The 23,831-nt window shown below is 60.5% G+C and carries 22 protein-coding genes and 1 tRNA gene; 15 read left to right on the plus strand and 8 right to left on the minus strand.

What is annotated here, in order from left to right:
* Positions 1–16 precede the first annotated feature (16 nt).
* From SNL23_RS25895 to SNL23_RS25905, 3 genes are all read left to right on the plus strand, one after another.
* Positions 17–3,760: an EAL domain-containing protein gene (locus SNL23_RS25895; RefSeq protein WP_318304041.1), complete on the plus strand. Its 3,744-nt coding sequence runs from the start codon at positions 17–19 to the stop codon at positions 3,758–3,760.
* Positions 3,761–3,775: 15 nt separating this feature from the next.
* Positions 3,776–3,852 (plus strand) — tRNA-Ile (locus SNL23_RS25900).
* A 146-nt stretch (positions 3,853–3,998) separates the two neighbouring features.
* Positions 3,999–4,511: a cupin domain-containing protein gene (locus tag SNL23_RS25905; RefSeq protein WP_318304042.1), complete on the plus strand. Its 513-nt coding sequence runs from the start codon at positions 3,999–4,001 to the stop codon at positions 4,509–4,511.
* Positions 4,512–4,600: 89 nt separating this feature from the next.
* Here the strand turns inward: SNL23_RS25905 and SNL23_RS25910 are convergent, their stop codons facing one another.
* The 3 genes from SNL23_RS25910 to SNL23_RS25920 all read right to left on the minus strand — a co-directional run bounded on the left by SNL23_RS25910 (position 4,601) and on the right by SNL23_RS25920 (position 6,756).
* On the minus strand, positions 4,601–5,002 hold the full coding sequence (locus SNL23_RS25910; protein ID WP_318304043.1) for a type II toxin-antitoxin system HicB family antitoxin: 402 nt from the start codon (positions 5,000–5,002) through the stop codon (positions 4,601–4,603).
* Between the two features lie 70 nt (positions 5,003–5,072).
* A complete protein-coding gene (locus SNL23_RS25915) occupies positions 5,073–6,320 on the minus strand; it encodes an amidase (RefSeq protein ID WP_318304044.1) in 1,248 nt (415 codons plus the stop codon).
* Between the two features lie 10 nt (positions 6,321–6,330).
* Positions 6,331–6,756, minus strand: a complete 426-nt coding sequence (locus SNL23_RS25920; protein WP_010167388.1) for a VOC family protein — start codon at positions 6,754–6,756, stop codon at positions 6,331–6,333.
* A 113-nt stretch (positions 6,757–6,869) separates the two neighbouring features.
* On the opposite strand from SNL23_RS25920, the gene SNL23_RS25925 reads away from it, so the two are divergent.
* Positions 6,870–7,736 carry a LysR family transcriptional regulator gene (locus SNL23_RS25925; RefSeq protein WP_167664171.1) on the plus strand — a complete coding sequence of 289 codons (867 nt, stop codon included), beginning with the start codon at positions 6,870–6,872 and terminating at the stop codon, positions 7,734–7,736.
* Between the two features lie 42 nt (positions 7,737–7,778).
* On the opposite strand, the gene SNL23_RS25930 is transcribed toward SNL23_RS25925, so the two are convergent.
* The gene (locus SNL23_RS25930) at positions 7,779–10,139 is read right to left on the minus strand and encodes a glucose/quinate/shikimate family membrane-bound PQQ-dependent dehydrogenase (protein ID WP_318304046.1); all 2,361 of its coding nucleotides are present in this window, start codon (positions 10,137–10,139) and stop codon (positions 7,779–7,781) included.
* A 193-nt stretch (positions 10,140–10,332) separates the two neighbouring features.
* On the opposite strand from SNL23_RS25930, the gene SNL23_RS25935 reads away from it, so the two are divergent.
* From SNL23_RS25935 to pqqE, 10 genes are all read left to right on the plus strand, one after another.
* Positions 10,333–11,244: a sugar ABC transporter substrate-binding protein gene (locus SNL23_RS25935; RefSeq protein ID WP_093204399.1), complete on the plus strand. Its 912-nt coding sequence runs from the start codon at positions 10,333–10,335 to the stop codon at positions 11,242–11,244.
* A gap of 56 nt (positions 11,245–11,300) precedes the next feature.
* Positions 11,301–11,783, plus strand: a complete 483-nt coding sequence (locus tag SNL23_RS25940) for an Lrp/AsnC family transcriptional regulator (protein ID WP_318304048.1) — start codon at positions 11,301–11,303, stop codon at positions 11,781–11,783.
* Positions 11,784–11,950: 167 nt separating this feature from the next.
* Entirely contained in the window at positions 11,951–13,633 is a 1,683-nt protein-coding gene (locus tag SNL23_RS25945) for a flavin monoamine oxidase family protein (protein WP_063033888.1), read from the plus strand.
* Between the two features lie 10 nt (positions 13,634–13,643).
* On the plus strand, positions 13,644–14,438 hold the full coding sequence (locus SNL23_RS25950; RefSeq protein WP_318304050.1) for a carbon-nitrogen hydrolase family protein: 795 nt from the start codon (positions 13,644–13,646) through the stop codon (positions 14,436–14,438).
* A 50-nt stretch (positions 14,439–14,488) separates the two neighbouring features.
* On the plus strand, positions 14,489–16,861 hold the full coding sequence (gene pqqF, locus SNL23_RS25955) for a pyrroloquinoline quinone biosynthesis protein PqqF (protein ID WP_318304051.1): 2,373 nt from the start codon (positions 14,489–14,491) through the stop codon (positions 16,859–16,861).
* A gap of 155 nt (positions 16,862–17,016) precedes the next feature.
* Positions 17,017–17,091 (plus strand): pyrroloquinoline quinone precursor peptide PqqA, encoded by a 75-nt coding sequence (gene pqqA / locus SNL23_RS25960; protein ID WP_003194766.1) that lies wholly within the window; start codon positions 17,017–17,019, stop codon positions 17,089–17,091.
* A 77-nt stretch (positions 17,092–17,168) separates the two neighbouring features.
* Positions 17,169–18,080, plus strand: a complete 912-nt coding sequence (gene pqqB, locus SNL23_RS25965; RefSeq protein ID WP_167664168.1) for a pyrroloquinoline quinone biosynthesis protein PqqB — start codon at positions 17,169–17,171, stop codon at positions 18,078–18,080.
* An 11-nt stretch (positions 18,081–18,091) separates the two neighbouring features.
* Complete coding sequence (pqqC, locus tag SNL23_RS25970) at positions 18,092–18,844, plus strand: pyrroloquinoline-quinone synthase PqqC (RefSeq protein ID WP_318304052.1); 753 nt, start codon at positions 18,092–18,094, stop codon at positions 18,842–18,844.
* Positions 18,841–19,116, plus strand: a complete 276-nt coding sequence (gene pqqD, locus SNL23_RS25975; protein ID WP_003211043.1) for a pyrroloquinoline quinone biosynthesis peptide chaperone PqqD — start codon at positions 18,841–18,843, stop codon at positions 19,114–19,116. The genes pqqC and pqqD overlap by 4 nt, the downstream gene beginning before the upstream one ends.
* Entirely contained in the window at positions 19,109–20,248 is a 1,140-nt protein-coding gene (gene pqqE, locus SNL23_RS25980) for a pyrroloquinoline quinone biosynthesis protein PqqE (RefSeq protein ID WP_172834599.1), read from the plus strand. Before pqqD ends, pqqE begins: the two co-directional genes overlap by 8 nt.
* 7 nt (positions 20,249–20,255) lie before the next feature.
* On the opposite strand, the gene SNL23_RS25985 is transcribed toward pqqE, so the two are convergent.
* The 4 genes from SNL23_RS25985 to SNL23_RS26000 form a co-directional block, all read right to left on the minus strand.
* Positions 20,256–20,414, minus strand: a complete 159-nt coding sequence (locus SNL23_RS25985) for a YqaE/Pmp3 family membrane protein (RefSeq protein ID WP_003211049.1) — start codon at positions 20,412–20,414, stop codon at positions 20,256–20,258.
* 96 nt (positions 20,415–20,510) lie between these two features.
* Complete coding sequence (locus tag SNL23_RS25990) at positions 20,511–20,831, minus strand: helix-turn-helix domain-containing protein (protein ID WP_076017874.1); 321 nt, start codon at positions 20,829–20,831, stop codon at positions 20,511–20,513.
* Entirely contained in the window at positions 20,815–21,180 is a 366-nt protein-coding gene (locus SNL23_RS25995) for a type II toxin-antitoxin system RelE/ParE family toxin (RefSeq protein ID WP_076017873.1), read from the minus strand. Before SNL23_RS25995 ends, SNL23_RS25990 begins: the two co-directional genes overlap by 17 nt.
* Before the next feature lie 236 nt (positions 21,181–21,416).
* On the minus strand, positions 21,417–22,697 hold the full coding sequence (locus SNL23_RS26000) for an aspartate aminotransferase family protein (RefSeq protein ID WP_318304053.1): 1,281 nt from the start codon (positions 22,695–22,697) through the stop codon (positions 21,417–21,419).
* A 209-nt stretch (positions 22,698–22,906) separates the two neighbouring features.
* On the opposite strand from SNL23_RS26000, the gene SNL23_RS26005 reads away from it, so the two are divergent.
* Entirely contained in the window at positions 22,907–23,797 is an 891-nt protein-coding gene (locus tag SNL23_RS26005; protein WP_063026719.1) for a LysR family transcriptional regulator, read from the plus strand.
* Positions 23,798–23,831: the final 34 nt, after the last annotated feature.

A 23,831-nucleotide genomic window follows, 5' to 3' on the forward strand; every position in this document is an offset into this window, starting at 1 on the left:
CCATAACGAGACCGTTATGCTCAGATTGCCGACCGTGTTACTGCTGTCGCTGCTGACCTGGACCGCAACGGCTGGCGCGTTGACTCTCACCGATGAAGAGCGTGGCTGGCTGGCGGACCACCAAGAGTTGCGCCTGGGCGTCGATGCCTCTTGGCCCCCCTTTGAATACCGCGATGAAGACGGTCGCTACCAGGGCCTGGCCGCCGATTACGTGCGGCTGATGCAGGATCGCCTTGGGGTCCGGCTAAAGCTGATCGAGCCGGCAAACTGGAATGCGGTGCTGGAGCAGGCTCGCAACAACCAACTCGACCTGCTACCGGGCATCATGTCCACCCCGGAACGCCAAGGCTTCCTGTCGTTCACCCGACCCTATCTCGACTTCCCCATCGTCATCCTCGCCCATGAAGGCGGGCCGCAACCGCGCAACCTCAAGGACCTCTATGGGCTGAAGATCGCCGTGGTAGAGAACTATGCCCCCCACGAACTGCTACGCACTCACCATCCCGACCTCAACCTCGTGGCCATGCCCAACGTCAGTTCGGCGCTGCAGGCCCTGGCCACCGACAAGGTTGATGCCGTGGTCGGCGATCTGGCGTCCAGCGTGTGGAGCCTGCGCCAACTGAAGCTGGAAGGCCTGTACGTCAGTGGCGAAACGCCCTATCGCTATCAATTGGCCATGGGCGTACCCAGCGCCGACAAGATGCTAGTGGGCATCCTCGACAAGGTCCTGGCGGATATCAGCCCGGCCGAAACCGAGGCCATCCAGCAACGCTGGGTCGGCAATGTCATCGACCACCGCACCCTCTGGACGGATGTACTGCTCTACGGGCTGCCGGCCGTATTGTTATTGAGCATCGTGCTGGCGGTGGTCATCCGGATCAATCGCCGGCTCAGTTCGGAGATCTCCCGCCGTGTCGCCCTCGAACAGGAACTGCGCAGCAGCGAATACCACTATCGCGGCCTGGTCGAGAGCCTTTCCGCGATTGCCTGGGAAGCCAGCATCAGCGATTTCACCTACAGCTACGTGTCGCCCCATGCCGAGGAGCTGCTCGGTTACCCCCGCGCCCATTGGCTGATCCCGGGCTTCTGGCGCAACATCATCCACCCGGCCGACCTGACCCGCACCGAATCCTATTGCTACGCAGAAACCCGAGCCAACCGTGACCACAGCGTCGACTACCGCGTGATCACCGCTGATGGCCGCTGCCTGTGGGTGCGGGACATCGTCAGCCTGATCGAGCACGGCCACGAGCCAGTGCTACGTGGCCTGATGATCGACATCAGCGAAGCCAAGCGCACCGAGGAAGCATTGCAGCTTTCGGAACAGAAGTTTGCCTCGGTGTTCCAGCAATGCCCCGACATCCTGGTGATCGCTCGTCTGTCCGACGGCTGCCTGATGGAGGTCAATAAGGCATTCGAAGACCAGATCGGGCTGAGCGCCGAAGACGTCGTGGGAAAAACCGCCACCGAACTGAATATCTGGGGCATTCAGGGCGTAGGCCCCGGCCTGCTGCAACGGGTACAGACCACCAGCATCCGCAACCTGGAAATGCCCTTCCGGCGCAATAACGGCCAGGCCTTCACCGGGCTGATCTCCGCCGAACCCTTTCAACTCGATACCACCGAAGCCTTGGTGGTCGTGGTGCGCGACATCACCCAGCTGAAAGAAACCCAGCAACGCCTGCAAACCTCCGAAGAGAAATTCGCCAAGGCCTTCCACGCTTCTCCTGACGGCCTGCTATTGAGCCGTCAAAGCGACGGTTTGCTGATTGAAGTCAACGAAGGATTCAGCCGCATAACCGGCTTCAACAGCGTGATGTCACTCGACCAGTCAACCCTGGACCTGGGCATCTGGGTCGACCTGAACGAACGCAAACACATGCTGGAGCTACTGCAACGGGACGGATTTGTCCGCGACTTTGTCTGCCACATCCGCCGCAACGACGGCGAGATTCGCCTCTGCGAGGTCTCCAGCCGCCCGCTGCCCATCGGCGACGACGACTGCATGCTCACCATCGCCCGGGACATCACCGAACGCCAACTGATGCAGGAAAAGCTGCAACAGGCCGCCACCGTGTTCGAGAGCACGGCTGAAGGCGTACTGATCACCGACACCCGGCAAAATATCAGCGCTGTGAACCGCGCCTTCAGCGAGATCACCGGCTACAGCGAAGCCGAGGCCCTCGGTCAAACCCCGCGCCTGCTCGCCTCCGGCCTGCACGACAGCGCCTTCTACGCGGCCATGTGGCACCAACTGACGGCCCACGGCCATTGGCAAGGCGAGATCTCGAACCGGCGCAAGAACGGCGAGCTGTACCCCAGCTGGCTGACCATCAGCGCCGTGCGCAACCACGACCAATCGATCACCCACTTTGTCGCGGTGTTCGCCGACATCTCCAGCCTCAAGCACGCCCAGGCGCGCCTCGATTACCAGGCCCACCACGACCCGCTGACCGGCCTGCCCAACCGCACCCTGTTCGAAAGCCGCCTGCAGGCCGCCCTCAACAATCAACAGGAAAACGGCAGCCAGGGCGCCGTGCTGTTCCTCGACCTCGACCGCTTCAAACACATCAACGACAGCCTCGGCCACCCGATTGGCGACCTGCTGCTCAAAGACATCGCCGTGCGTCTCAAGGACCAACTACGGGACGTCGACACCGTCGCGCGCCTGGGTGGCGACGAATTCATCATCCTCCTGCCCGGCCTGCAACAAGCCAGCGACGCCGAACACCTGGCCAATAAACTGCTGGCCTGCTTCACCCCGCCGTTCCAGGCGGGCGAACACGAGTTCTTTATCAGCGCCAGCATCGGCACCAGCCTGTATCCACGGGACGGAGATGATGTTGCCACCCTGGTGAAAAATGCCGACGCCGCCATGTACCGCTCCAAGGCCAAGGGCCGCAACCGCGTTGAAAGCTACACCCAGGACCTCACCGCCCAGGCCAACGAGCGCGTGGCGCTTGAACACGAACTTCGTCGGGCGATCGAACGCGACGAATTTTCTCTCTATTACCAGCCGAAGTTGAGCCTCGACACCCAACAACTGATCGGCGCCGAAGCGCTGATTCGCTGGCGCCATCCCACCTTCGGCGAAGTGCCACCCGAGCACTTCATCGCCCTGGCCGAAGAGAACGGCATGATCCTGCAGATTGGCGACTGGGTACTGGAACAGGCATGCCGACAAATGCACGATTGGAGAGAGTCCTATGACGAATTCGGCACGCTGTCCGTCAACCTCGCCGGCGCGCAACTGCGCCACCCCAACCTGCTGGCGCGCATCGAACAATTGCTGCGGGACAACCGGCTGGAGCCCGGCTGCCTGCAACTGGAGATCACCGAAAACTTCATCATGAGCCAGGCCGAAGAAGCGCTGGAGGTGCTGCATCAACTCAAGCGGCTGGGCGTGCAACTGGCCATTGATGACTTCGGCACCGGCTATTCGTCCCTCAGCTATTTGAAGCGCCTGCCGCTGGACTTCCTGAAGATCGACCAATCCTTCGTGCGCGGCCTACCCGATGACCCACACGATGCCGCGATCGTACGCGCCATTATTGCCCTGGGGCACAGCATGCAATTCACTATCATCGCTGAGGGTGTGGAAACGCCTGCGCAGCAAGCGTTTCTGGCGGCTGAAGGCTGTGAGCAGATGCAAGGCTACATCGTCAGCCTGCCACTACCGCCGGACCTTTTCGCCGCGACTTTCCTTCGTATGAGCGTTTCGGACTTTTCGGATGGCACAGCGAAGAAACCATCGCTATAATCCGCGGCCTACTGAGGGCCTATAGCTCAGTTGGTTAGAGCAGGGGACTCATAATCCCTTGGTCGTAGGTTCGAGTCCTACTGGGCCCACCATCTTGAAAGCCGCGCATTGCGCGGCTTTGTCGTTTCTGGCGCCTGAGGCGTGCAGCAATGAAAGATTAGTTAGTTGTCCCGAACGGCGACGGCGAAGACCATGATTCCCAAGTCAACGCCACTCCAGCACGAGGGAAACTTGTTCCATGCCTCAGAAGAAACGTTCGCCGCACAACGCAATCCACCGCCTGGGCCTACGTGCCGCTGCCGCCGTCGCAATCACCCTCGCCACCTTGAGCGGCGCACAAGCCGCCCCCGCTGCCACTGACACCATCAAGGCTTTCAAGCTGTGCACCGGCGCCGACAACGCCTCCCACGTACTGGTAGGCACCATCGACCAGAGCATGCGCAACGACGTGACCGCCATCCACTTCAAGCAAACCCCGGCGCACTCCTCGTATGGCTGGCATAACGACCCGGAGCCCCAGTACGTCATGACGCTCTCCGGTACCTTGGCATTCGTGACTCGCGGCGGTGAGAAGTTCACGTTGCATCCGGGTGAAGTACTGATTGCTGAAGACAATACCGGTACAGGGCATCGCTGGAATTTGGTGGACGATCAACCCTGGCGGCGAGGGTACGTGGTGCTGAAGCCAGGCGCGCCGGATTCATTTATCCCGAACGATGCTGCGGCTGCGAAGGTGTGCAAGGGGTCGTAATCTCGCTGATCACCCCGCCTCGGATAAAAGAAAGGCTTACGCTTTGCGGCACAAGCCTTTTTTGTACTGTGTGCTCTCTCAGCCCGTTATCAAACGGAAAGTTCGCGCAAAGCCGCCGTCGCCAGGAACCCAGAGCGCGAGGCATAGCGATGGTCTTTTTGCACTCGCTCATCGATACGATTCAAAAGTTGCTCCGGCAATGAGGCGTTGAACCTCACTGACTTGCCCAGGTAAGGAGTGAGATCAAAATCGATGACCGCCCACACTCCACCAGCAAAGTCGCGATTCTCTAAATGGAAGTCGACCTCTCTTGCCTGTGGGAGCCGCTCGTCATCGGCAACCAATCCCTCCAGATGCAGCGCCAAGGCTTCGCGCACGTTATCCAGAGCTTCCGAAAACGTAGTGCCGGCCGAGAAGCAACCTGGCACGTCCGGGACTGTCACGCTGTAATCTGAGTCAGCGTCTTTATGCATCACCACAGGGAATTTCATTTTTCATCCTCTGAATGAGCCGCCTGGGGCTCACTCAACAGATCAGAGACGTGTTCCGCCATAGTGCCTTTCAGCTTACCAATGCATCAACAATGACCTGCGCCGCGCTCAGCAACGGCGCATCCCCCCTGAACGCCCCAATCACCTGCAACCCCACCGGCAACTCCCCGTCACCACGCGCCACCGGCACATTCACCTGCGGCAACCCAAACGCGCCCCAGAACTTGATGAAGTCCGACGGCCCCGTGGTCTCCAACCCCACCGGCGCGAGCATCCCGCAGGAAACACTCAACATCGCATCAAACGGCTGGCAGATTTGCGCAAGCTGCGGGCCCAGTTGCGCCAAGCGTGCCTTGGCTGCCGACTCCTGCTCCCAACTCGTCGCCTGGGCGCGCTCGATCATGGCCAACGTCGAGTCGCTGAGTAGGTCGGGATGAGACTGAAACTCCTTGGCCAACGAACGGGCACCCTCGCAATCGTTGATCAACTGGTGATCGTCGAATACTCCGTCGAACGCCTCGGGCAACACGACTTCACTGACAAGAGGCCCCAACCTCGCTATCGCCAGCTCAATCGCCTGGGCCACGGACGGCTGCACATCCGACCAGCGACAGGTACGGCAGAAGCCAAGCCGCAAAGGCCGGCGCCCTGCCTCAACAGCCGGAAACCCCGGGATCAACACCCGCGCCACTCGCTCAAGATCACGCACCGAACGCCCATACCAACCCACCGTATCGAAGCTCGGCGCCAGGGGTTTCACGCCTTCCAGCGAGACGAGTCCAAACGATGGCTTGAAGGCATACAACCCACAATAAGCGGCTGGCTTGAGCAGCGACCCAGCCGTCTGGGTCCCCAACGCCAACGGGAAGAACCCGGCCGCCATCCCCGCCGCAGAACCCGCACTGGAGCTACCCGGCGTGCGGGACAGATCGAGCGGATTACGCGTCGGCCCCGTGTGCATGTAGGCAAATTCAGTGGTGTGGGTCTTGCCCATGATGATCGCGCCCGCCTGGCGCAATAGCGTTACCACATGGGCATCTCGCGATGGACGATTGCCTTGGTAAATCGGCGAATAGAATTCCGTTGGATGGTCGGCCGTATCGAAGATGTCCTTGACCCCTACGGGCACGCCGGCGAGCAGACCGGCGCAGAGCCCACGGGCTTGATTTCTCACAGCCTCAGCATCGAAGGATGCAAACGCCTGGATATCTGGCTCGTCGACACCTATCCGCTCAAGAAAGTGTTCAGCAACCAAAGCAGGCGTAATTGCACCAGAGCCCACCGCGTCGGCAATGTCCGTCGCATCAAGGTCATTCATCGACGCGCCCTCACTTGGCAAACAACTGCCCAATATCCTTGAATGCCTTGAACTCCAACGCGTTGCCGCACGGATCAAACAGAAACAACGTCGCCTGCTCACCCACCTGACCTTTGAAACGAATGTGCGGCTCAAGCACAAATCGCGTATTCCGCGCCTGCAATCGCTCCGCCAGCGCATGCCAATCATCCCAGCTCAGCACCACGCCAAAATGCGGCACCGGCACGTCGTGGCCGTCTACCGCATTGGTGTGCGCAGCTTCCTGAGAAGCGGTTTTCGGGTGTTCATGGATGACCAGTTGATGCCCGAAGAAGTCGAAGTCGACCCAATGATCACTGGCACGTCCCTCCTCCAACCCAAACACCTCACCATAAAACTGCCGCGCAGCCGCCAAGTCGAATACCGGAATCGCCAGGTGAAAAGGAGCCAGTGCCATCAGGTCTAACCTCTGTGGGTATTAAGTCCTTCCGAGTCTAGCCTTGCCGTCATCGATGGAAAGACGATAGTTTTCGCATCGAGCTCAAATTATTTTGATCAATCGAGACGCCCATGCTGCGGGAACTGAAAACCTTTATCGCCGTTACCCGCCATGGCACGTTCGCCGCGGCTGGCATGCATATCGGGCTGACGCAGTCGGCGGTGAGCGCGCAGATTCGCCAGTTGGAGCAGGTGCTCGGCGTGCAGTTGTTCGACCGCACCGGGCGCCAGGCCACGCTGAATGCGGCGGGTATCCGTGCATTGCCGTTGGCCAAGGAAATCCTCGAAACGTTCAACCGCATGGCGGTGCCGGTGGACGCCAACGAATACCGTGGCGAATTAAAAGTCGGCGCGATCACCACCGCCCAGACCGGACTGCTGCCCCAAGCCCTCGTGCGCTTGCGCCAGGCTGCGCCGACGGTCGAATGCAAATTAGTGCCAGGGGTTTCCCTGGAGTTGCTCAGCCAGGTAGACGCAGGCGAGCTGGATTCGGCGATCATCATTCGCCCGCCCTTTGATTTGCCCAAGGAACTGCACGTACAGGTGCTGCGCAAGGAGCCGTTTGTGTTGATCGTGCCGCACACGGTCAAGGGTGACGACCCGCTGCAACTGCTCGCCGCTCATCCTCATGTGCGCTACGACCGTGCTTCGTTTGGCGGGCGGCTGGTCAGTCGTTTTCTGCGGGAGCAGCGGCTGGATGTGCAAGTGGCGCTGGAACTGGACGAGATCGAGGCGCTGGTCAAAATGGTCGAATGCGGCCTGGGGGTGTCACTGGTTCCCCATGCCGGGCTATGGCTGGATCGCACGCCACAGGTGCGCGTCATCCCGCTGGGCGAGCTGACCTTTCACCGGGAAATCATCCTGCTGAGCCGCTACAGCCAGCGCAACCTTCCGGTGCCACAACTCTTTGCCCGTTGCCTGCTGGCTGACGTGATCTGAAACGCAAAAAAAAGCCGCACATCCGTGCGGCTTTTTCAGGCCCTACTTCTTGGGCAACGCGTAGGCAATCACATAGTCCCCACGGTCCGGCGACTGGCGCGCACCACCGGCGGTGAGCACGATGTACTGGGTGCCAGTCTTGGGCGACACGTAGGTCATCGGCCCCGATTGGCTACCCACAGGCAACCGGGATTTCCAGATCTCATTGCCGTTACCGGTATCGAAGGCGCGCAGGTAGAAGTCCTGGGTACCGGCGAAGAACAACAGACCAGACTGGGTCGCCAGAGACGCGCCAAGGGTCGGCATGCCAATCGGAATCGGCATGTGCATGCGGATACCCAGCGGGCCGGTGTCTTCAACCGTGCCCACCGGCACTTGCCACATCAGCTTGTGGGTTTTCAGGTCGATGGCCGACAGGGTGCCGAACGGCGGCTTCTGACACGGGATGCCCGCCGCCGAGAGGAAGCGCTCGCGCATGGCACCGAACGGTGTACCGTCTTGCGGCACCACGCCCATTTCGATGCCACTGGCACCGGCGGCGATCTTGTCGCGCGGGATCATGTAGTTGGCCAGGCCCAGGCGCATGTCGTTGACGAACATGTAGTGGGTGTTCGGGTCCACCGACACGCTGCCCCAGTTCATACCCCCCAGCGAACCCGGGAATTGCAGCGCCCGGTCCAGGCCTGGCGGCGTGTAGACGCCTTGGTGACGCATGCCCTTGAACTGGATGCGGCACATCAGTTGGTCAAACGGCGTGGCGCCCCACATATCGGATTCGGTCAGTTGCTGATTGCCGATCGAAGGCATGTCCACCGAGAACGGCTGGGTCGGCGAATAACGCTCGCCGGGCACATTGCCCTGAGGCACCGGACGCTCTTCGACCCGGGCGATGGGCACGCCGGTTTCGCGGTTGAGCAGGAAGATTTCGCCTTGCTTGGTGACTTGAGCCAGTGCTGGCTGTACGCCGCCGTTGCCGTCCGGGATGTCGTAGAGCAGCGGTTGCGCCGGCAGGTCAAAGTCCCAGAGGTCATGGTGAGTGGTCTGGAAGTGCCAGCGCACCTGGCCGGTCTTCACGTCGATGGCGACGATGGAGGAGCTCCACTTGTCGTCATAGGCGGTACGTTCACCGGCGAAGAAGTCCGGGGTGGCGTTACCGGTAGGCAGGTAGACCAGGCCGAGCTTGGCGTCGTAGGACATGGCCGACCACACGTTCGGCGTGCCACGGGTGTAGGTCTCGCCCGCAGGCGGGCGTTTGGTGGTGTTCGGGTTGCCCGGATCCCAGGCCCACACCAGTTCGCCGCTGTGCACGTCAAAGGCGCGCACCACGCCTGGCGGTTCGCCGGTGGAGAAGTTGTCTGCCACACGCCCGCCAACGATCACCACATTGCCCGCCACCAGTGGCGTCGAGGTTTGCTGGTAATAACCGGGTTTTACTTCGCCCATGTCGGTTTTCAGGTCGACGGTGCCGTGGTCGCCGAAGTCGTCGCAGGGCGCGCCGGTTTCAGCATTAATCGCAATCAACCGGGCATCGCCGGTCGGCAGAAACAGACGTTTCACACAGGCTTTAGCGCTGGCAGGTTGCTCGCTGGCGCTGCTGTCGAAATAGCCCAGGCCACGGCAACGCTGCCAGTTGGGGCCGCTGCCCTGGGGGTCGAATTTCCAGCGTTGGGCGCCGGTGTCGGCATCCAGGGAAAACACTTTGCCATAGGCGGTGCACACGTAAACGCTGTCACCGATTTGCAGCGGGGTGTTCTGGTCTTCGGCGCCGGCGCCATTGCTCTCGGGGATGTCGCCGGTGTGGAAGGTCCACGCCACCTGCAACTTGTCGATGTTGCCTTTGTTGATCTGGTCCAGCGCGGCAAATCGGTTGCCAGCGGTGGTATTGCCCCAGTGGGCCCAGTCTTTTTGCTCAGTGCCCGGCGTTACCGGCGTCACCGCCGGCTCGCTGCTGGCCTTGACCACGTGGGTCGGTACAAACATGTACGCCAGGGTGGCGACCACGCCCAGGCCCAGCAGCCCGGCAACGCCATAGGCGCCGCGCCCGGCTGTCGATCCGGAGGCGCGGGCGAGCTGTGGATAAATCAGCGCAACTACCAGGCCGATGACGGCAAAGGTCAACACTCGCGAAACAAGCGGCCAGTATTCCAGGCCGGTGTCCCACACCGCCCAGATCGCGGTCAGTACCAATGCCACGGCGTACAGCCATGCGCCCTGAGGCCTGCGCTTGGCGATCAGTACACCGGAGACCAGCATCGCCAGGCCCATCAGCAGGAAATACCAACTGCCGCCCAACGCTACGAGGTAACCGCCACCGCCTGCCAAACCCAGGCCGATCAAGGCGATCAGCAGGCCCAGCCCAACTAGCAACACTCTGCTGCCGATGGCAGCCCCAAAGTTATTCATCGCGCAAACGTCCTTCCTGTATACCCAACTGGAAATAATGTACCAAACGGTTACTTTTAACAATCTGGCACAAATCAATGTGTGCGATCAGCGGCGAAAATAAATTCCGGGGCTTACTTGAAGTGGAATTTTATTTCCAATAGTGTCTACTTCAGAATCTTTGTCGCGCCAAAACAATAAGAAGGAATCTCCCATGAAGCGCCTGCTTGGCTGTGCCTGTGCCCTGCTGTTGTCCACCGCCGCCCACGCTGAATTGCGCATCGGGGTATCCGTCGGACAATTCGATAACTACGTTTCCTACCTGGTGCAGGCCATGCAGGACCGCGCCAAGGCCTCGCCTGATGGCGTCAAGTTGCAGGTGGAAGACTCCGCAAGCGACGTGGTCCGCCAGTTGAACCAGGTGGAAAGCTTCATCAGCCAGAAAGTCGACGCGATCATCGTCAACCCGGCCGACACCGCGGCTACCCGCAAGATCACCGAGAAAGCCAACGCCGCCGGTATCCCGCTGGTGTACATGAACAGCCGTCCCGAGGTCGAAACCTTCCCGCCGGGCGTGGTCTTCGTCGGCACCGACGAGCGCGCCATCGGCCGGATGCAGATGGAGTACCTGGCCGAGAAGATGGGCGGCAAAGGTAACCTGGCGATCATTCTCGGACGTCTCGCCCACAGTGATACCGGCAAACGCACCAATGGGGTCAAGGACGTGCTGGCCAAATACCCCGGCATCAAGGTCGTCGAAGAACAGTCCGGCGACTGGCAGCGGGAAAAAGGCATGGACCTGATGAATGATTGGCTGACCAAGGGCCAAACCATCAACGCCGTGGCCTCCAACAATGACGAGATGGGCATCGGTGCCGCCATGGCCCTGCGCCAGACCGGGCGCCAGGACATTCTGGTGGGCGGCATCGACGGTACGCCGGATGGTTTGCAGGCGCTGAAAAAGGGCCAACTGGCAGTGACCGTGTTCCGCGACCCGGTGGCCATCGGGGCCGGCTCGGTGGACGCCGCGCTGATGCTGATCAAGCATGCCGCCCTGCAAGGCGATGTATGGATTCCTACGCAACTGGTCACTCCGGAAAACTACCAGCAGTTCCTGCGCAACTGAGCCAAATGCCGCCGCGAGCATCAAGGGGACCAAGCCTGTAACATGCTCGCCCATTGATGCCCGCGCCGGAGAACACCTTGCCCGCCTCTCACCCTCCCGTCCTCGATGAAATCGATCGCCAGTTGATCGCCGCGTTGCAGATCAACGCCCGCGAAAGCGTGGCCATGCTCGCCCGGCAACTGGGCATCGCCCGCACCACCGTCACCTCGCGCCTGGCGCGCCTGGAAAAAACCCAAGTGATTACCGGCTATGGCGTGCGCCTGAGCCAGCGCGTGGTAAATGGCGGTTTGCAGGCCTACGTGGGGATTACCGTGCAACCGCGTTCCGGCAAGGAAGTGCTGCGTCGGATCAGCGCCATGGCGCAGGTTCAGCGACTGTGTGCGGTCAGTGGCGAGTTCGATTACGTGGCCTGGCTGCGCACCGATTCGCCGGAACAGCTGGATCAACTGCTGGACCAGATCGGCAGCGTCGATGGCGTGGAGAAGACCACCACCTCGATCATCCTCAGCAACAAACTGGATCGCGGCCAACCAATCTGACCAGAAGACTCGTCACTCTGACTAAAAACAATTCATTCCGACGACACATTGCGTCTTATTAACGAACGCTACGCTCCCTAGAATGGCTGCCATCTTTTCCTATACTCAGCGGGTCGCGCCCCGCCGAGTCGCCAGCAAGGTCAGCCATGAGCATTCCTTCCAGCACCATCAGCAAGCCCAACCGCCACCCTGCCACCGGTAAAAAGCCGATCACCATCTTTGGCCCGGACTTCCCGTTCGCCTTCGATGACTGGATCGAACACCCGGCGGGCCTGGGCAGCATTCCGGCGGCCAACCACGGCGCCGAAGTGGCGATCGTCGGTGCCGGGATTGCCGGGCTGGTGGCCGCCTACGAGCTGATGAAGCTGGGCCTGAAACCCGTGGTGTACGAAGCCTCGAAAATGGGTGGCCGCTTACGCTCCCAGGCGTTTGAAGGCGCCGAAGGCATCATCGCGGAACTGGGCGGCATGCGCTTCCCGGTGTCCTCCACTGCGTTCTACCACTATGTGGACAAGCTCGGGCTTGAGACCAAACCCTTCCCCAACCCACTGACCCCAGCCTCCGGCAGCACGGTCATCGACCTCGAAGGCCAGACGCACTACGCACAGAAACTCGCCGACCTTCCTGCCCTGTTCCAGGAAGTGGCTGACGCCTGGGCCGACGCCCTGGAAGCCGGCTCGCAGTTCAGCGATATCCAGCAAGCCATCCGCGACCGCGACGTACCGCGTCTGAAAGAGCTGTGGAATACGCTGGTTCCGTTGTGGGACGACCGCACCTTCTACGACTTCGTAGCGACCTCCAAAGCGTTCGCCAAGTTGTCCTTCCATCACCGTGAAGTGTTCGGCCAGGTCGGCTTCGGTACCGGTGGCTGGGACTCGGACTTCCCCAACTCGATGCTGGAAATCTTCCGCGTGGTGATGACCAACTGCGACGATCACCAGCACCTGGTAGTCGGCGGCGTCGCCCAAGTGCCCATGGGCATCTGGCGCCATGTGCCGGAGCGTTGCGCCCACTGGCCCGAAGGCACCAGCCTGAGTTCGCTGCACAACGGTGCGCCACGGGCCGGGGTCAAACGCATTGCCCACGCGCCGGACGGCCGTTTCGCGGTCACCGACAACTACGGCGACACCCGTGAATACGCCGCCGTGCTGACCACCTGCCAGAGCTGGCTGCTGACCACCCAGATCGAGTGCGACGAAACCCTGTTCTCGCAAAAGATGTGGATGGCCCTCGACCGCACCCGCTACATGCAGTCGTCGAAGACCTTCGTGATGGTCGACCGGCCATTCTGGAAGGACAAGGATCCGGAGACCGGCCGCGACCTGATGAGCATGACGCTGACCGACCGCCTGACCCGTGGCACCTATCTGTTCGACAATGGCGACGACAAGCCAGGGGTGATTTGCCTGTCCTATTCCTGGATGAGCGACGCCTTGAAAATGCTGCCGCAGCCCATCGAGAAGCGGGTGAAACTGGCCCTCGACGCGTTGAAAAAGATCTACCCGAAAGTCGACATCGCCGCGCGGATCATCGGCGATCCGATCACCGTATCGTGGGAAGCCGACCCGCACTTCCTCGGGGCTTTCAAGGGTGCGCTGCCGGGCCACTATCGCTACAACCAACGGATGTACGCGCACTTCATGCAGAAAGACATGCCGGCGGAGCAACGCGGTATTTTCATCGCCGGCGACGACGTATCGTGGACACCTGCGTGGGTTGAAGGCGCCGTGCAAACCTCGCTGAATGCGGTGTGGGGCATCATGACTCACTTCGGCGGCAGCACTCACCCGCAGAACCCGGGCCCGGGCGATGTGTTCGACGAGATCGGGCCAATCGCTCTGCCCGAATAAGGAGTTGCCCATGCGTGTCGCCCTGTATCAATGCCCGCCTCTGCCGCTGGACGTGGCCGGCAATCTCAAGCGCCTGCATCAGTTGGCGCAAGAGGCCACCGACGCCGACCTGCTGGTACTGCCGGAGATGTTTCTCACCGGCTATAACATCGGCGTGGAAGCGGTCGGCGCCCTGGCTGAAGCGCAGGACGGCCCGTCTGCGCAGTCCATCGCCGCGCTGGCGAAAAATTCGGGCGTGGCGATTCTGTATGGCTATCCGGAACGCGGTGCAGATGGGCAGATCTACAACGCCGTGCAGTTGATCGACGCCAATGGGCAACGCCTCTGCAACTACCGCAAGACGCACCTGTTTGGCGATCTCGACAACTCGATGTTCAGCGCCGGCGACGATGATTTCCCGCTGGTGGAATTGAACGGGTGGAAGCTGGGTTTCCTGATCTGCTATGACCTGGAGTTCCCGGAGAACACCCGTCGCCTGGCGCTGGCCGGGGCGGAGTTGATCCTGGTACCGACGGCCAATATGATGCCCTTCGATTTCGTCGCCGATGTGACCGTGCGGGCCCGGGCGTTTGAAAACCAGTGTTATGTGGCCTACGCCAATTACTGTGGGCAGGAAGGCGAGATCCAGTATTGCGGGCAAAGCAGCATCGCCGCGCCGGATGGCCAGCGCATTGCCCAGGCGGGTCTCGATGAGGCGTTGATTGTCGGCACTCTGGATCGGCAGTTGATGGTCGACTCACGCGCGGCCAATCGCTACCTGCTGGACCGGCGTCCCGAGCTTTATGGTGCGTTGCACAAGCACTGATCCGGCAGGTTTGCGCTAGCATAGGCACTTCCTACGTTTCGGAAGTGCTCATGCCTGCGCCGGCCCACCCTCATCACCTTCAATTGACCCTGGCCAACGGCCTGCGGGTTTCCTTGCGTCATGCTCCGCGTTTGAAGCGCTGCGCGGCGGCCTTGCGCGTTGCGGCGGGCAGTCACGATGTGCCCTTGGCATGGCCGGGACTGGCGCATTTTCTTGAGCATTTGTTGTTCCTGGGCACCGAGCGTTTTCCTGCGAACGAAGGGCTGATGGCCTACGTGCAGCGTCAGGGCGGGCAGGTCAATGCCAGCACCCGCGAACGCACTACCGACTTTTTCTTTGAGGTGCCTGTTTCGGCATTTGAGGCAGCGTTGGAGCGCCTGGGGGATATGCTCGCCCATCCGCGCCTGGCCATTGAAGACCAGCTGCGCGAGCGAGAAGTGCTGCACGCGGAATTTGTCGCCTGGTCGCAAGACACCACGGCGCAACAGCAACAAGCGTTGCTGGAAGGTGTTGCGGCGAATCATCCGTTGCGGGCGTTTCATGCGGGCAATCGGGATAGCTTGCCGGTAGAACGTGAGGGTTTTCAGCAGGCGTTGCGGGATTTTTATGAAGGTTTCTATCAGACCGGGCAGATGACCTTGAGCCTTGCGGGCCCTCAGTCGCTGGCGGAGCTAGAGGCATTGGCGCAACAGTTTGGCGCTGCGTTGAAGACTGCACCGCTGCTGCAACAGAAGCCTGCGCCCGCGTTGCTGGCCGGCAATCAACGTACTTATCAACACACCGATGAGCATTACTGGCATCAGGTTGTGGTAAGCGAGGCATCCCCTGACGCGTTGGACTTCCTCTGCCTGTGGCTGAACGCTTCGGCGCCAGGCGGATTGCTCGCCGAGTTGCAGACGCAACAGCTGGTCAGCGCCATTAACGCAACTGTCCTGTATCAGTTCGCCGGCCAGGCTGTATTGGATATCAAGTTCACTCTGGACACTCACGGAGGCCCACAGACGACCCTGATCGAAGAACTGCTGCACGACTGGCTGAGCTTTTTCGCCCACAGTGACTGGACCCTGTTGCGGGAAGAGTACGCGCTGCTGCTCGCTCGCAAACTACAGGCCAGCGGTGCCCTGGCATTGGCCCGACAGAATCACGAGCCCATCCTGTCAGAACATGGCGCCGCGTCCCTCAACGTCCTGTTGGACTCGCTGCAATTGCCGCCGTCCCGGCACGCCTGGCAACTGCCGCCCCCCAATCCGTTCCTGCGCCCGGAGGTCAAGGAAGAGCGCCCGGGGTTGATTCGAGGCCAGACCAGCGCCCATCGCGGTTTGCGCACGTTCGCCCAGGATCGCTCCCGCGGCCGAAAGGACCTTTCGGCGTTGACCTTCAGCCAAGCACTGCCAGGCGACACAGATGAAGGCGCGCTTTACCTGCGCTGGCATCTGGATTCGCCGCTGCATGCAGAGCTTTTCCCACGGTTGCGCGAGAACGCCAGCCAGGCTGGCGTCCAGCTGTCTTTCGAGACAATTGGCGGTTACTGGCAGTTGAAGATGGTCGGGCTGCACGAACCCATGCCCGCGATAGTAGAGGAAGTGGCACGCGGTCTGACCCAGCTGGATGAAACGACTGTGACGCAACCCGCCGCAGCACAGACCATGGCGATCCGGCAGTTGCTCAAGACATTGCCCGGCTATTGCGCCGGCATCACACCTGCAGACCAGATGGCCGGGCAAGATCGATGGTCGACCGCTCGCTGGCAAGGACTTGCCGTCGGACTGCCAGCCGCCTGCGAAATGGCGATAAAGAGCGCAGCGGGGAAACTGCCGGGGCAACCGGAAGCGACTATCGGCAAGCTTCCATCAATCAGCGGCCAGCAGGTTTGGCATGAAGTAAGCACCGACTCCAGCGACAGCGCGCTGCTGCTGTTCTGTCCTACACAGACCCAGTCCCTGGCCGACGAGGCATGCTGGCGTTTGCTCGCACATCTACTGCAGGCCCCTTTCTACCAACGCCTGCGGGTCGAACTGCAACTGGGCTACGCGGTATTCAGCGGTATCCGACAATTCAACGGACAAACCGGCCTGCTGTTCGGGGTGCAATCCCCGAACGTTTCCGTCGCGCAAATCCTCGATCACCTGCACGCGTTCCTGAAACAGCTGCCCGCGCTGATCAACGCCGGCGAACTGCCAAACGATCTGGCCCAGCAATTTTCCCTCGACGCCCTACCCACCGCCCAAGCCACCGAACTGCTCTGGCACGCGCATTTGGCAGGCCACCCGTCGGATTACATCCAACAGCTGCGAGATTTCATCCAGACCCGCACCCGCCAGGATTTAATGGAAGCGGCACAGCATCTCAATGCTGCTGCAGGCGGCTGGCGCTGCGTGGCTAACAGCGAGTGCCTGCCGGCCCCCTGGCAATTATCTGGCTGATCATTGCCGCTTCGGTAAAAGGCTTTTTCCCACAGGACAGCGCTATCTTCACAAGAAGTACGTAACATTCACATGCACACCTCTGAACATCTCCGCTTGGAGGTGGACTATATGTATTGGTAGTAAATGTCCCATCCATCCGTAGGAGTAAGAACATGACCTGGTCCAAACCTGCTTACACTGATCTGCGTATCGGCTTTGAAGTCACCATGTACTTTGCCAGCCGCTGATTGGCTTTGTATCGCAATGCAACGCCTCGGCTCGCCCGGGGCGTTTTTATTTTTGAGTTATGTGTAGTGGAGCGGCCATGTTTGTCCAGATTCTAGGTTCCGCCGCGGGCGGTGGTTTCCCGCAATGGAACTGCAACTGCGTGAACTGCGCAGGTTTTCGCGACGGTAGCCTGCGGGCCAAGGCGCGTACCCAGTCGTCCATCGCGATTTCCGATGACGGCGTGAACTGGGTGCTGTGCAACGCTTCGCCAGACATCCGCGCCCAGCTTCAAGGGTTCGCCCCGATGCAACCCGGTCGCGCACTGCGGGACACCGGCATCAGCGCGATCATCCTGATGGACAGCCAGATCGACCACACCACCGGCCTGCTCAGCCTGCGCGAAGGCTGCCCGCACCAGGTGTGGTGCACCGACATGGTCCATGAGGACCTGAGCACCGGCTTCCCGCTGTTCACCATGCTGACCCACTGGAATGGCGGCCTGGCCTGGAACCGCATCGAGCTGGACGCCAGCTTCACCATTCCCGCCTGCCCTAACCTGCGTTTCACACCGCTACCCCTGCGCAGCGCGGCACCGCCCTACTCGCCTCACCGATTCGACCCACACCCGGGCGACAACATCGGCCTGATCGTCGAAGACCTGCGCACCGGCGGCAAGCTGTTCTATGCGCCGGGCCTGGGCAAGGTCGACGGGCCGCTGCTGGAGATCATGGCCGGCAGCGATTGCCTGCTGGTGGACGGCACGATGTGGGATGACGATGAAATGCAGCGCCGTGGCGTCGGCACCCGTACCGGTCGCGAGATGGGCCACCTTGCGCAAAACGGCCCCGGCGGCATGCTGGAAGTGCTGGAGCAGTTGCCCAAGCAGCGCAAGGTGCTTATCCACATCAACAACACCAACCCGATCCTGGATGAGGACTCGCCCGAGCGAGCCGAGCTGCTGCGACGCAATGTGGAAGTGGCGTACGACGGCATGAGCATTGAATTGTAGGAGTGAGCCAAATGACTGACACACCGCTGACCACTGCCGAGTTTGAACAGGCCCTGAGGGCCAAGGGCGCGTTCTACCATATTCATCACCCGTATCACGTGGCGATGTATGAAGGCCGGGCCACCCGCGAGCAGATCCAGGGTTGGGTCGCCAACCGTTTTTATTATCAGGTGAACATTCCCCTCAAGGACGCCGCGATCCTGGCCAACTGCCCGGACCGGGAGATTCGTCGTGAGTGGATCCAGCGCCTGCTGGATCACGACGGCGCCCCCGGCGAAGACGGCGGCATTGAAGCCTGGCTGCGCCTGGGCCAGGCAGTCGGCCTGGACCCGGATCAACTGCGCGCCCAGGAATTGGTACTGCCCGGCGTACGATTTGCGGTAGATGCCTACGTCAACTTCGCCCGTCGCGCCAGCTGGCAAGAAGCTGCCAGCAGTTCCCTGACCGAATTGTTCGCCCCACAGATCCACCAGTCGCGCCTCGACAGCTGGCCCCAGCACTACCCGTGGATCGACCCGGCAGGCTACGAGTATTTCCGCACCCGTCTGGGCCAGGCTCGCCGGGATGTGGAGCACGGTCTGGCAATCACCTTGCAGCACTACACCACCCGCGAAGGCCAGGAGCGCATGCTGGAAATTCTCCAGTTCAAACTGGACATTCTTTGGAGCATGCTCGATGCCATGAGCATGGCTTACGAACTGAAACGCCCGCCGTATCACAGCGTGACTGATCAGCGTGTATGGCATAAGGGGATCACCCTATGAGCTTCGATCGCAGCAAAAAACCGACCTGGCGCCAGGGATATCGCTTCCAGTACGAACCGGCGCAGAAAGGCCATGTGTTGCTGTACCCGGAAGGCATGATCAAGCTCAACGACAGCGCCGCGCTGATCGGTGGCTTGATCGATGGCGAGCGCGATGTAAGCGCGATCATTGCCGAGCTGGACAAGCAATTCCCTGGCGTGCCCGAGCTCGGTGAAGACATCGAGCAATTCATGGAGGTTGCCCGTGCTCAGCACTGGATCGAACTTGCCTGACCTGCCACCGAAACCGGAGATCGGCCTCCCTCTGTGGTTGCTGGCCGAGCTGACGTATCGCTGCCCGCTGCAATGCCCGTATTGCTCCAATCCGCTGGATTTCGCCGAGCAGGGCAAGGAGCTGAGCACCGAACAGTGGATCAAGGTATTTCGCGAAGCCCGGGAAATGGGCGCCGCGCAACTGGGGTTCTCCGGCGGCGAGCCGCTGGTGCGCCAGGACCTCGCCGAACTGATCGCCGAGGCGCGCAAGTTGGGTTTCTACACCAACCTGATCACGTCCGGCATCGGCCTCACCGAGCAGAAAATCAGCGACTTCAAGAAGGCGGGCCTGGACCATATCCAGATCAGCTTCCAGGCCAGCGACGAGCAAGTGAACAACCTGCTGGCCGGCTCGAAAAAAGCCTTCGCGCAAAAACTCGAAATGGCCCGGGCAGTAAAAGCCCACGGCTACCCGATGGTGCTGAACTTCGTCACCCATCGGCACAATATCGACAAGATCGATCGCATCATTGAGCTGTGCATTGCCCTGGAAGCGGACTTTGTCGAGCTAGCCACCTGCCAGTTCTACGGCTGGGCCCAGCTCAATCGTGTCGGCCTGTTGCCGACCCAGGAGCAGCTGGTGCGCGCCGAACGCATCACCAACGAATACCGCGCCAAACTCGAAGCCGAAGGCCACCCGTGCAAGCTGATCTTCGTCACGCCGGATTACTACGAGGAACGCCCGAAAGCCTGCATGAATGGCTGGGGCAGCATCTTTCTGACAGTGACGCCGGACGGTACTGCCCTGCCGTGCCACGGCGCCCGACAGATGCCGGTGCAATTTCCTAACGTGCGCGACCACAGCATGCAACACATCTGGTACGACTCGTTCGGCTTCAACCGCTTTCGCGGCTACGACTGGATGCCCGAGCCGTGCCGTTCATGCGATGAGAAGGAAAAGGACTTCGGCGGCTGCCGCTGCCAGGCGTTCATGCTGACCGGGGATGCCAGCAATGCCGACCCGGTGTGCAGCAAATCGGAGCACCACGGGCTGATCCTTCAGGCCCGTGAAGAAGCGGAGCACGCCACCCAGACCATCGAGCAACTGGCCTTTCGCAACGAGCGAAACTCACGGCTTATCGCGAAAGGCTGAGGTCTTTTTAGCGTTTGGCGATGATGTACACCGCGTGCACGATACCCGGGATATAACCGCACAAGGTCAGCAGAATATTCAGCCAGAACGCGCCGGCGAAACCCACTTGCAGGAACACACCCAGTGGCGGCAGCAGAATGGCGATGATGATGCGAATGATATCCATGGGTTCAGCTCCAGAAAATCGGCTCGTGTGAGCCGTACAAGCTAATCGACCTTGGCCGTTGGTAAGGGTTCAGTGGGATCTGGCACCGGGCCATCTTCAGGCCAGAATTTCCAAACCATGCTTCTGCACGATGCTCAACAGCTTGAGCGCCATGCCGCTGGGCCGCTTCTCACCTGACTCCCATTGCTTCACCGTGGAGGCGCTGGTGTTCAAGTAACGGGCAAATACAGGTTGGCTGACGTGGCTGCGCTCGCGTAGTTGTTTGATTTGCTCAGCCTGAATTTGCGCTGGGACCGAAGCAAGGCATGCCTCATCGAACTCACGTAGAGTGGTTTTGCTGATGGCACCTATTGCATATAGCGCTTGAGCAGATTGGTGGATGGACTCAAGCACTTCCGTTTCATATTTTTTGGTCATGATGTATCTCCACAAACTCCCTGACATCCAGAAGGTGTTGAACCTGTGCTTCGTTTAATTCTTCGTAGACTTTGGCCAGCAGCCGCAAATTGACGAGTTCCTTCTGGCTGATATTGCTTTGTTTCTGCTTGTCAAAAAGAGAGTGATAAACCCAGTAATGCCTGCCCTTGGCCAGGACAATGGAGCGATGCCTGTTTTGGTTCAGGCGTTTTTTCCAAACACCTCCTCCGAGATTATCCGCTTGCCCTCTGAGCAACTCGCCAAACGCCTCCTTCAACTCCGAATCGCAAATCCAGGCCTTGCTAGCCGAATTCGCAAAATACCGGGTTTTGAACAACCTTAGCCTCATGGATATCCATCTCCATAAACATACCACCCAGTGGTATAGATTAAAAATGGGACGTAAAGAAAAACTCCACGCCCAATCGGCAGTCCTTGCCGACGTCCGCTAAAAGGCCATTTTTCCCAACGATGCTCAAGCACCCTTTTCAATCCAAAAATTACGCAGACAAAAAAACGCCCCCTGCCAAAAGAATCAGGCTGGAGGCGCCGCGTATACCGCGAGACGGTTCAGGAAATAAGGGGTTAAACGGCAATGCCCTTGCGGCATTGCAGCTGTGCGGTACGCACTCGGGAGAACGCTCGCGCCAGGCGCAGGAGCATTTCGTCGGTGTTGCTTTTGCTCAGGGTGAGCGCCGGAGTGAAGCGCAGGCAGTCGGGTTGCGGCGCGCTCAGGATCAGTCCTTCACTCAGCGCTGCCTTTACCACCGCATCTGCCGAATCTTCCGACAGGCTCAGGCCCCAAAGCAGGCCCTGGCCACGTAGCTCGCCCTGACCATAACGATGAGCCAGGCGGGCCAATCCATCGCCCATGTACGCGCCGACCTCGCAGATGTGTTCAAGAAATCCGTGGTTCAACACCGTATCGAGCACCGCTACGCCAGCAGATGCCATCAGCGCATTGCCGTGGTGGGTGCCTTCTAGCTCACCGAGTTCGAAACAGCACGCCTTGCCCCGCGCAAGCAACGCCGCCAGCGGCACACCTCCACCCAAGCCCTTGCCCAGGCAGATAATGTCGGCGCGTACGCCATAGTGCTGTTCGGCGAGCAAGGTGCCACAGCGCCCAGTGCCGGTTTGCACTTCGTCGAGGATCAACAGGATGCCCAGCTCGCGGCACAGGCGTTCGACGCCCTTGAGGTAATGCTCGGTCGCAGGGATGACGCCGGCATCGTTCTGGATCGGCTCCAGCATGATGGCCACCGTCTGTGCGTCGACGGCTGCATGTAATGCAGACAGATCGTTGAACGGCACGTGACTGAAGCCCGGCAATTGCGGCTCAAAACGGTTTTCACTGGCAGCGGCCGATGCCGACATCGCCGCAAAGCTGCGGCCATGGCAACCGTTGCTGGCGGTGATGATGCGATAGGCGCCACCGCGGTGCAGTTGGCCCCATTTGCGCGCCAGCTTGATCGCCGCTTCGCAGGCTTCAGCGCCGCTGTTGAGCAGGTAGGCCTGGTCGCTGCCGGTGCGGTGGCACAGGCGATCGGCGAGGCTCAGTTGAATGCGGTTGTGCAGGCCGTGGCCGGGGTTGATCAGTGATTGGGCCTGATCGGCCAACGCCTGGGTCAGTACCTGCGGGCTATGGCCCAAGCTGTTGGCGCCGCCACCCTGGCTGAAGTCGAGATAGGCGCGGTCTTCGCTGTCCCATAGCCAGGAACCCTGGCCGCGTACAAACACCTGGGGCGGACGAGTCACGCTGGGCATCAGGCAGTTGCTGGAAAGGTCGTCTCGCAGTGTCGGAGTTTTCGCATCGAGGATCAGATCATCAAGGCTGGGGACCGGGCGACGCAGGTTGAACAGGTTCATGGATAAACCCCGCTGGCAATCGCACCTTGGTCGGTATTACCTATCAACCCACGGCTGAGGTTTTTTGCCCTGCCTATGCAAACACCGTCAACATAAACACTACTCATCGCACTTTTCGGCCCTGTAAGCCCTGTGAATAGGCGCTAGACTAGGCGTCTCGGGGGCACTCGGCCATTTCGATTTTCCAGCATTTTCGATAAGCGTTACTTATGGATTTCAAGCAACTGCGTTATTTCGTCGCGGTGTATGAAGAAGGCCACGTGGGCCGGGCTGCAGAGCGCCTGTCGATCTCCCAACCCGCCTTGTCGCAGCAGATTCGCCAGCTCGAACAGAACCTCGATGTGAGCCTGTTCGAACGCAGCAGCAAGCGCCTGCTGCCAACTCTCGCCGCCCATACCTTATACAACCACGCCCTGCCCTTACTCGACGGCATGCAGCAAGCCGTGGAAGCCCTGCGCAACTTCAAGGGCCAGGCGTTGCGTACCCTGGCGATCGGCGTGCTGCAAACCGTGCACACCAGCCTGGTGCCGCAGATGCTCGAACGGGTGCGCAAGGCCCAGCCGCATTTGGTGGTACAGATCTACGAACTGACCGGTATGGAAATCGAACGCCGGCTGCTCAACGGCTCGCTCGACATCGGCATCAGCTACCTGCCGCCGCGCCAGCCGGGGCTGCACGGTGTGCTGCTGTATGAAGATGAACTCAAGGTGGTCATCCCGTCTGACCACCCGCTGCGGGAATTCAAGAAAGTCTCCTTGAAGCAAGCCGCCGAGCTACCGATGTTGCTGCTGGGGGAGGAGTTTCAGGTACGGCAGATTTGGCAGGGCCAACTGGCGAACCTGGGCCGTCGTCCGCAAGTGCAGGCAGAGTTGAATACGATGGTGGGGATTCTCGACAGCCTGCCCTACACCAAGCTGGCGACAGTTCTGCCCGGGCGCTCCCAGGACGAACACAACAGCAAGGCGTTGCTGTGGAAACCCCTGAGCGAACCACGGGTGCCGCTGAAAGTAGGATTGGTGTGCCGGGATGTGCAGCGTCAGCAAGCAACGTTGGAATTGTTGCGTACGCTGCTGGAAGACGTGATGAACGCGCCTGTCTGACTTTTTCGCAGGCAAAAGAAAACCCCGCCGAAGC

The sequence above is a fragment of the Pseudomonas sp. SED1 genome, assembly GCF_034044025.1.
In the GTDB taxonomy this organism is placed as follows: Bacteria; Pseudomonadota; Gammaproteobacteria; order Pseudomonadales; family Pseudomonadaceae; genus Aquipseudomonas.

Bases quoted from the DNA above. Each gene is read 5' to 3' on its own strand.
- SNL23_RS25995 (WP_076017873.1), bottom strand. From the start codon at position 21,180: ATGAGGCTAAGGTTGTTCAAAACCCGGTATTTTGCGAATTCGGCTAGC.
- SNL23_RS26005 (WP_063026719.1), top strand. From the start codon at position 22,907: ATGGATTTCAAGCAACTGCGTTATTTCGTCGCGGTGTATGAAGAAGGC.
- SNL23_RS26000 (WP_318304053.1), bottom strand. From the start codon at position 22,697: ATGAACCTGTTCAACCTGCGTCGCCCGGTCCCCAGCCTTGATGATCTG.
- SNL23_RS25950 (WP_318304050.1), top strand. From the start codon at position 13,644: ATGCGTGTCGCCCTGTATCAATGCCCGCCTCTGCCGCTGGACGTGGCC.
- SNL23_RS25930 (WP_318304046.1), bottom strand. From the start codon at position 10,139: ATGAATAACTTTGGGGCTGCCATCGGCAGCAGAGTGTTGCTAGTTGGG.
- SNL23_RS25910 (WP_318304043.1), bottom strand. From the start codon at position 5,002: ATGAAATTCCCTGTGGTGATGCATAAAGACGCTGACTCAGATTACAGC.
- pqqD (WP_003211043.1), top strand. From the start codon at position 18,841: ATGAGCTTCGATCGCAGCAAAAAACCGACCTGGCGCCAGGGATATCGC.
- SNL23_RS25895 (WP_318304041.1), top strand. From the start codon at position 17: ATGCTCAGATTGCCGACCGTGTTACTGCTGTCGCTGCTGACCTGGACC.
- SNL23_RS25985 (WP_003211049.1), bottom strand. From the start codon at position 20,414: ATGGATATCATTCGCATCATCATCGCCATTCTGCTGCCGCCACTGGGT.
- SNL23_RS25905 (WP_318304042.1), top strand. From the start codon at position 3,999: ATGCCTCAGAAGAAACGTTCGCCGCACAACGCAATCCACCGCCTGGGC.
- SNL23_RS25990 (WP_076017874.1), bottom strand. From the start codon at position 20,831: ATGACCAAAAAATATGAAACGGAAGTGCTTGAGTCCATCCACCAATCT.
- SNL23_RS25935 (WP_093204399.1), top strand. From the start codon at position 10,333: ATGAAGCGCCTGCTTGGCTGTGCCTGTGCCCTGCTGTTGTCCACCGCC.
- pqqF (WP_318304051.1), top strand. From the start codon at position 14,489: ATGCCTGCGCCGGCCCACCCTCATCACCTTCAATTGACCCTGGCCAAC.
- pqqB (WP_167664168.1), top strand. From the start codon at position 17,169: ATGTTTGTCCAGATTCTAGGTTCCGCCGCGGGCGGTGGTTTCCCGCAA.
- SNL23_RS25940 (WP_318304048.1), top strand. From the start codon at position 11,301: ATGCCCGCGCCGGAGAACACCTTGCCCGCCTCTCACCCTCCCGTCCTC.
- pqqC (WP_318304052.1), top strand. From the start codon at position 18,092: ATGACTGACACACCGCTGACCACTGCCGAGTTTGAACAGGCCCTGAGG.
- SNL23_RS25915 (WP_318304044.1), bottom strand. From the start codon at position 6,320: ATGAATGACCTTGATGCGACGGACATTGCCGACGCGGTGGGCTCTGGT.
- SNL23_RS25925 (WP_167664171.1), top strand. From the start codon at position 6,870: ATGCTGCGGGAACTGAAAACCTTTATCGCCGTTACCCGCCATGGCACG.
- SNL23_RS25920 (WP_010167388.1), bottom strand. From the start codon at position 6,756: ATGGCACTGGCTCCTTTTCACCTGGCGATTCCGGTATTCGACTTGGCG.